The 6,522-nt window shown below is 72.0% G+C and carries 5 protein-coding genes and 1 pseudogene; 2 read left to right on the top strand and 4 right to left on the bottom strand.

The window, feature by feature from the left end:
- Positions 1-18: 18 nt before the first annotated feature.
- Together VG276_14935 and VG276_14940 are read right to left on the bottom strand one after the other, a co-directional pair.
- Entirely contained in the window at positions 19-1,569 is a 1,551-nt protein-coding gene (locus tag VG276_14935; GenBank protein ID HEV8650655.1) for a phosphoenolpyruvate carboxykinase, read from the bottom strand.
- A gap of 66 nt (positions 1,570-1,635) precedes the next feature.
- The gene (locus VG276_14940; GenBank protein ID HEV8650656.1) at positions 1,636-2,274 is read right to left on the bottom strand and encodes a phosphoribosyltransferase family protein; all 639 of its coding nucleotides are present in this window, start codon (positions 2,272-2,274) and stop codon (positions 1,636-1,638) included.
- A 311-nt stretch (positions 2,275-2,585) separates the two neighbouring features.
- Here VG276_14940 and VG276_14945 point away from each other — a divergent pair, with 311 nt between their 5' ends.
- The gene (locus tag VG276_14945; GenBank protein ID HEV8650657.1) at positions 2,586-2,819 is read left to right on the top strand and encodes an Lrp/AsnC ligand binding domain-containing protein; all 234 of its coding nucleotides are present in this window, start codon (positions 2,586-2,588) and stop codon (positions 2,817-2,819) included.
- A 220-nt stretch (positions 2,820-3,039) separates the two neighbouring features.
- Here the strand turns inward: VG276_14945 and serC are convergent, their stop codons facing one another.
- On the bottom strand, positions 3,040-4,173 hold the full coding sequence (serC, locus tag VG276_14950; protein HEV8650658.1) for a phosphoserine transaminase: 1,134 nt from the start codon (positions 4,171-4,173) through the stop codon (positions 3,040-3,042).
- 194 nt (positions 4,174-4,367) lie between these two features.
- On the opposite strand from serC, the gene VG276_14955 reads away from it, so the two are divergent.
- Positions 4,368-5,585, top strand: coding sequence for a pyridoxal phosphate-dependent aminotransferase (locus VG276_14955; protein HEV8650659.1), 1,218 nt, complete (start codon positions 4,368-4,370; stop codon positions 5,583-5,585).
- Positions 5,586-6,042: 457 nt separating this feature from the next.
- Here the strand turns inward: VG276_14955 and VG276_14960 are convergent.
- Positions 6,043-6,522: pseudogene (locus VG276_14960) on the bottom strand (Clp protease N-terminal domain-containing protein).

Below are 6,522 nucleotides of genomic sequence, written 5' to 3' on the forward strand. Positions count from 1 at the left end.
CTGGCGCGCCGCCTGCAGTCAGGTGACCGCCTTCACGATCGCCTCGTCGAGGCCGGGGAAGCCGGCCAGGTACTCGGCCCGCTCGGCCTTCAGGCGCTCGACCTGCCTGCGGTACTCGTCCATGCGGCGCTGGCGCTCGTACAGCCGGCGCGGCTGCAGGATCTCCTCGTCGTCGATGCCGGGCACGGCCGAGGCCACCTGGTAGCCGAAGTCCGGGTCGCCGTCCCAGGTGATCGAGCCCTCGGCGATGCCCTTCACGATGGCCGACGAGTGCGGGATGCGGATCTTCTTGGAGCGGTCGTCGCCGTCGTTGCCGCCGACCCGGCCGGTGTTCAGCAGGTAGACCTCGAGCGGATGGGACTCGAGCAGCTCGGCCAGCCGGTTGCCCTGCTGCTCGTGGCGCAGCGGGTAGAACGGGTTCGTGCCGGGCACGCGCAGGGCCTTGCCCTCCTCGGCCTTGCCCCCGGCCGATGTGCCCTGGGTCTCCCCGAGCATGAAGTAGCCGGCCGCCTGCTCGACGTTGAGCCTGGCCACCCCCGGGATGATGTTGTCGTTGCGGTTGAGGATGAGCAGGAACGACGCCGCGGGTACCTCGCCGGCCGGCCAGTTGTCGATCGAGCGCATGTTGAAAACGGCCCGGCCGTTCTTGGTGTAGGACTCGTCGAAGAAGTCGATCTCCTCGCCGTGCTGGGAGACGTTCTCGAGGTAGGCGTCGGGCTTGGTGACCGCCCCGTGGATGGCGGGCTCGTCCTCGGCCGAGAGCGCGAACGTCTTGGCGAAGCAGCCGTCCTCGGTGGAGACGATCCTCCCGCCCGGGAACAGGCCGATGAAGTCGTCCTGGACCGCCTGGGAGCCGTTCTGCTTGGTGAACGTCGTGGTGGTCTTGCCGGTGCCCGACAGGCCGACGATCAGCATGGTCCTGCGGCCGTCGGAGGTCGGGATCACCTTGCAGCCGGCGTGCATGGCGAGGCCGCCGCCCTCGTAGACCCGCTTGTTCCACATGCGCAGGCCGCCCTTTTTCGACTCACCGAAGTAGTCGGAGTTGAGGACCCGCGTCACCCCCTCCTCGAGGTCGACCGCGATCACCCGGTCGTCCGGGTAGCCGGTCATGGAGAGGTTGGGGGTGTAGACGATGGTGATCTCGGGGTCGTGGGACGCGCCGCCGTCGTCGACCGGGTCGTAGTAGAGGAAGCGCTGCATCCCGGCGATGTTCGAGTTGGCCTTCTCGATGATCAGACGGGCCGGGGTGCGGTACTCGCCGGCGTGGCCCACGAAGCCGTCGACCACCACCATGTCGTGGCGCTTGATGTAGTCGTCCTGGACGGCGGCGATGCGGGCGCCCTCCTCCCGGCTGACCGTCTGGTCGGAGTGCTCCTCGGGCCGGTCGGTGACGATGTAGGTCGACCCCTTGGACCTGGCCAAGACCTTCGTCTTGACGTTGACGTTGCCGTACCTGGTCTGCCTGGCCTGCGGCATCGCGTCGGTGAAGGCCCGCAGCTCCTCCTCGCTGGGGCAGAACGCGACGGACTTGGCGACGAGGTCGAGGTCCTGTGGGGGCGAGCTCGGCATTGCAAAGCCTCCAGTGCAGGGTGACACCACGTGCTGCCGGCCACGATGCCGGGCCTGGCCACCAGCTTACCCTCGGGGTCGTTCCCCCTTTCGGAGGCAGTCAAGCACTTCGTCGTCGGTGACCTGCGGGAAGTCGGCGAACGCCTGGCCCACGGCGACGTACCGCTCCGGCGTCTCGAGCACCACCACCTCGTCGACGGCCCGGCCGAGCCGGCGCCCGAGCCCCGGCGGCCCGACCGGCACCGCGAGCACGACCCGGCCCGCGCCTGCATGGCGGCACCAGCCCGCCGCAGCGATGCAGGTCCAGCCGGTGGCCACGCCGTCGTCGACCAGGACGGCGGTGCGCCCGGCGAGCGGAGGCGGGGGGCGGTCGCCGCGGTAGGCGGCGGTGCGCCGGGTGACCTCTTCCCGCTGCCGGGCGATCTCGGCCCGCAGCGCGGCCGGGTCGAGCCGCAGTCGCCGCACTGCGTCGTGGTCGACCGCCTCGATCCCGTCGGCGACCGCGCCGACGGCCAGCTCCGGGTTGCCGGGCGCTCCGAGCTTCCTCGGCACCACGACGTCGAGGACCGCCCCGAGCCGGCGCGCCACCCGGGCGGCCACGACCACCCCGCCCCGCGGGATCCCGAGGATCACGACCGGTTCGACGACACGCTCGGCAAGGACCTCGGCCAGCCGGTCGCCGGCCTCGGCCCGGTCGGCGAACAACCGCCGCCCTACCGAGGGAAGCGTTCCAGTCTCGGGCGGGTCGCCATGATGTGGATCCTCCACGATCGGTCGACACGCCCAGCCGGCCCGTTCCGGCTGGACAGTCGATACTATCCTCTCCGTACCCGGCGAATGAAGCCGCGCGGGGGAGCGTCTGTTGCCGTCCGCATTGGTCGCGACAATTCCTTGGCATGCTTAGGAGCCTTGTGTAGCATGCGCAGGTCTCGATGATTGATTGGGCGCCGTGCCCCTTTTCTCAAGAAACCGCGCCAGGGCGACGGCTCGGGTCCCAGCCAAGGAGGTCGGTGCTTGTGGTGACGGCGTACATCTTGATCCAGACCGAAGTGGGCAAGGCGGCCCAGGTCGCCAAGGAGATTGCTGAGATCAAGGGCGTGCAGCAGGCCGAGGACGTGACCGGGCCGTACGACGTCATCGTCAGGGCCGAGGCCAGCAACGTCGACGACCTGGGCAAGCTCGTGGTTGCCCGCGTGCAGGCGGTGGACGGCATCACCCGGACCCTGACCTGCCCGGTGGTGCACCTGTAGGGTTCCGGACGCCCGGGGGGCGGCCGACAGGGAAGACCCGGGGCCGGACGACCGGCCCCGGGTCTTCCGGTCTGCCCGCCCCGCGAACCTGCCCGGGCGGAATGGCTTGGCCTCGAGCATGAGGATGCGGTTGCACTGGGCGGCCTGCCCGCACGGCGCACGTGCCGGGCGGAATGGAGCCCCCCCGTCGCCGCAGGCGGCTCCGAGCCCTTCTCGGATGTCACGCTATGTGGCCGAAGGCCTCGACGACGTAGTCGATCGCGCTGGTGAGCGTCTCCAGGTCGTCCGGGTCGATCGCCGGGAACATGCCGATCCGGAGCTGGTTGCGGCCGAGCTTCCGGTAGGGCTCGGTGTCGACGATGCCGTTGGCGCGCAGCACCCTGGCCACCGCGGCCGCGTCGACCCGCTCGTCGAAGTCGACGGTGGCCACCGTGTGGCTCCGCTCGGCCGGGTCGGCCACGAACGGCTGGGCGTACGGGCGCGCCTCGGCCCAGCCGTAGACGACCGTCGCCGACTCGTCGCAACGCTTCACGGCCCAGTCCAGGCCGCCCTGCTCGCGCAGCCAGTCCAGCTGGTGGACGAAGAGGAACAGGGTGGCCAGGGCCGGGGTGTTGAGGGTCTGGTCGGCCCTCGAGCTCTCGATCGCGACGGGCAGGCTGAGCGAGGCGGGCACGTGGCGGCCCGACGCGGCCACGGCCGCGGACCGGTCGAGGGCGGCGGGCGACAGGATCGCCACCCACAGCCCGCCGTCGGAGCCGAAGCTCTTCTGCGGGGCGAAGTAGTAGACGTCGAACTCGGCCGGGTCGACCGGGAGGCCGCCCGCGCCCGAGGTCGCGTCGACGCAGACCAGCCCGTCCGCCCGGGGGAGCCGGCGGACCGGCATGGCGACCCCGGTCGACGTCTCGTTCTGGGTCAGCGCATACAGGTCGACCTCGGGGTTGGCCCGGGGCTCGGGATGGGTGCCGTAGGGGCTCTCGACGATCTCGGGCGAGGCCAGGTGGGGCGCTGCCGCGGCGGCGGCGAACTTGGCCGAGAACTCGCCGAACACCAGGTGCTGGCTGCGCCGCTCGATCAGCGAGAACGCGGCCACGTCCCAGAACACGGTGGACCCGCCGTTGCCGAGGACGACCTCGTACCCGGCGGGCAGGCCGAACAGCTCGGCGAGCCCGGCCTTGAGCCTGGCCACCATGTCGCGCACACCGGCCTGCCGGTGGCTGGTGCCGAGGTAGGTGGGCGCGGCCTTGGCCAGGGCAGCGACCGCCTCGGGGCGGACCTTGGACGGGCCGGAGCCGAAGCGCCCGTCGCGCGGGCGCAGCCCGGCCGGGAGGGAGAGGGTGCTGGGCGCTCGGGTCATGGCTGTCACTGTACCCGCTGCGCCCGCGCCTCCCTGGCCGGCCGGGGCCTGGACGCTCGCCTGAAGCGCGGGCGGCCCACGGTGACCGCGCGCTGCCCTTGACAAAACGGTGGCGTGCCGGGGCGCCGGGAACTGTGCCACGCTAGCGGTCCGCTGACCGACCCGCCGCGCCGCTCCAGGAGGCTCACCGCTCCATGCCCATGCCACGGATCTCCCGGCGCGTCGGCGCCATCGCCGAGTCGGCCACCCTCGCCATCGACGCCAAGGCCAAGGCGCTCAAGGCGGCCGGCGAGGACGTGATCGGCTTCGGCGCGGGCGAGCCCGACTTCCCCACCCCCGCCCACGTGGTCGAGGCCGCCGCGGCCGCCTGCCGCGAGCCCCGCCACCACCGCTACACCCCCACCGCGGGCCTGCCCGAGCTGCGCGCGGCGGTCGCCGCCAAGACCGCCCGGGACTCCGGCTACCAGGTCGAGGCCGGCCAGGTGCTGGTCACCAACGGCGCCAAGCAGGCGGTCTTCGAGGCGTTCGCGACCCTGCTCGACCCGGATGACGAGGTGCTGCTGCCCGCGCCCTACTGGGTCACCTACCCGGAGGCGATCACCCTCGCCGGCGGCGTGCCCGTGGTGGTCCCCACCGGCGCCGAGGCCGGGTTCCGGGCCACGGTCGAGCAGCTCGAGGCGGCACGCAGCCCCCGGACCAAGGCCCTGCTGTTCGTGTCGCCGTCCAACCCGACCGGGGCGGTCTACCCGCGTGACGAGGTCGAGGCGATCGGGCGCTGGGCGGCCGAGTCCGGCGTGTGGGTGGTGACCGACGAGATCTACGAACACCTGGTGTACGGCGACAACCAGTTCCACTCCATGCCGGTGCTGGTGCCCGAGCTGGCCGACCGGTGCGTCGTGGTCAACGGCGTGGCCAAGACCTTCGCGATGACCGGCTGGCGGGTGGGCTGGATGGTGGCCCCGACCGACGTGGTCAAGGCGACCGCCAACCTCCAGTCCCACGCGACCTCCAACGTCTGCAACGTCGCTCAGGCCGCGGCCCTGACCGCGGTCTCGGGCGACCTGGCCTGCGCGGCCGAGATGCGGGCCGCCTTCGACCGGCGCCGCCGCCGCATCCACGAGCTGCTCGCCGCCATCCCAGGCGTCGCGTGCACCGAGCCGCAGGGTGCCTTCTACGCGTTCCCGTCGCTGCAAGGGGTGCTCGGCCGCGAACTGCGCGGCCGCACCCCGGCCAGCACGCTGGAGCTGGTCGAGGTGATCCTCGACGAGGCCAGGGTCGCGATCGTGCCCGGCGAGGCCTTCGGGGCGCCGGGGTACGCGCGCCTGTCCTACGCGCTCGGCGACGACGACCTCGTCGAAGGGGTCACCCGCATCGCCCAGCTGCTCGAGGAGGCGAAGGTCAGCTCGGGCTGAGCGCCAAGCCGCTCGAGGAGGCGAAGGTCAGCTCGGGCTGAGCGCCAAGCCGCTCGAGGAGGCAACGGTCAGCTCGAGCTGCGCGCCAAGCCGCTCGAGGAGGCAACGGTCAGCTCGAGCTGAGCGGGGTGCCGCCGTCCAAGGGGATCTTGACCTCGGCCAGCTCGGCGCGGTCCCCGTCCGAGATGGTCAGCGTCATCCCGGTCGCCTTGGTCGGCGGCGGGGGGGTGAACCGGACCACGCCCGACGAGATGGACGGTTCCGTGTGGAACACGTCGCTGCCGCGCACCTCGTAGGTGGAGCCGACGTCGTCGGTGAGCCGCCACGACAGCTCGGCCAGCCGGGCCGGGAGCCGGGACAGGGGCAGGCCGGGCAGCAGCGCCCAGCGCACCTCGAGCCAGCGCGACCAGACGTCCAGACCAAGCAGGACCAGCGTGTTGTCGCCGAATGCCGGCAGCCGCCTGGCCAGTGGGACCACCCGGACCAGCTCGACCGGCCCCTCCCTGGACACGCGCTTGGCCCAGGCCTCGGGCGACTCGCCGAACGGTTCGCCCTCGCTCGAGCCCTCGCCACCGACCGCGGTGTACATGGAGAGCACCTGGACGACCTGCTGGCGCACACGGCGCAGGTCGGCGCCCAGCTTGACCAGGACCTGGGCGGCGACGCCCTCGCCCTCGCGGACCAGGCCGAGCAGGATGTGCTCGGTGCCGATGTAGTTGTGGCCGAGCTGCAGCGCCTCGCGCAGCGACAGCTCCAGGACCTTCTTGGCCCGGGGCGTGAACGGGATGTGCTCGGCCGGGGCGGTCTGGCCCTGACCGATGATCTCCTCCACCTGGGCCCGGACCGCTTCGAGGGAGATGCCAAGCGACTCGAGCGCCTTGGCGGCGACGCCTTCGCCCTCGTGGATCAACCCGAGCAGGATGTGCTCGGTGCCGAT

Source organism: Actinomycetes bacterium (assembly GCA_036000965.1).
Lineage (GTDB): Bacteria > Actinomycetota > CALGFH01 > CALGFH01 > CALGFH01 > DASYUT01.

Coding starts and splice junctions, on each gene's coding strand:
- VG276_14955 (HEV8650659.1), top strand. CDS start 4,368: ATGCCCATGCCACGGATCTCCCGGCGCGTCGGCGCCATCGCCGAGTCG.
- VG276_14935 (HEV8650655.1), bottom strand. CDS start 1,569: ATGCCGAGCTCGCCCCCACAGGACCTCGACCTCGTCGCCAAGTCCGTC.
- serC (HEV8650658.1), bottom strand. CDS start 4,173: ATGACCCGAGCGCCCAGCACCCTCTCCCTCCCGGCCGGGCTGCGCCCG.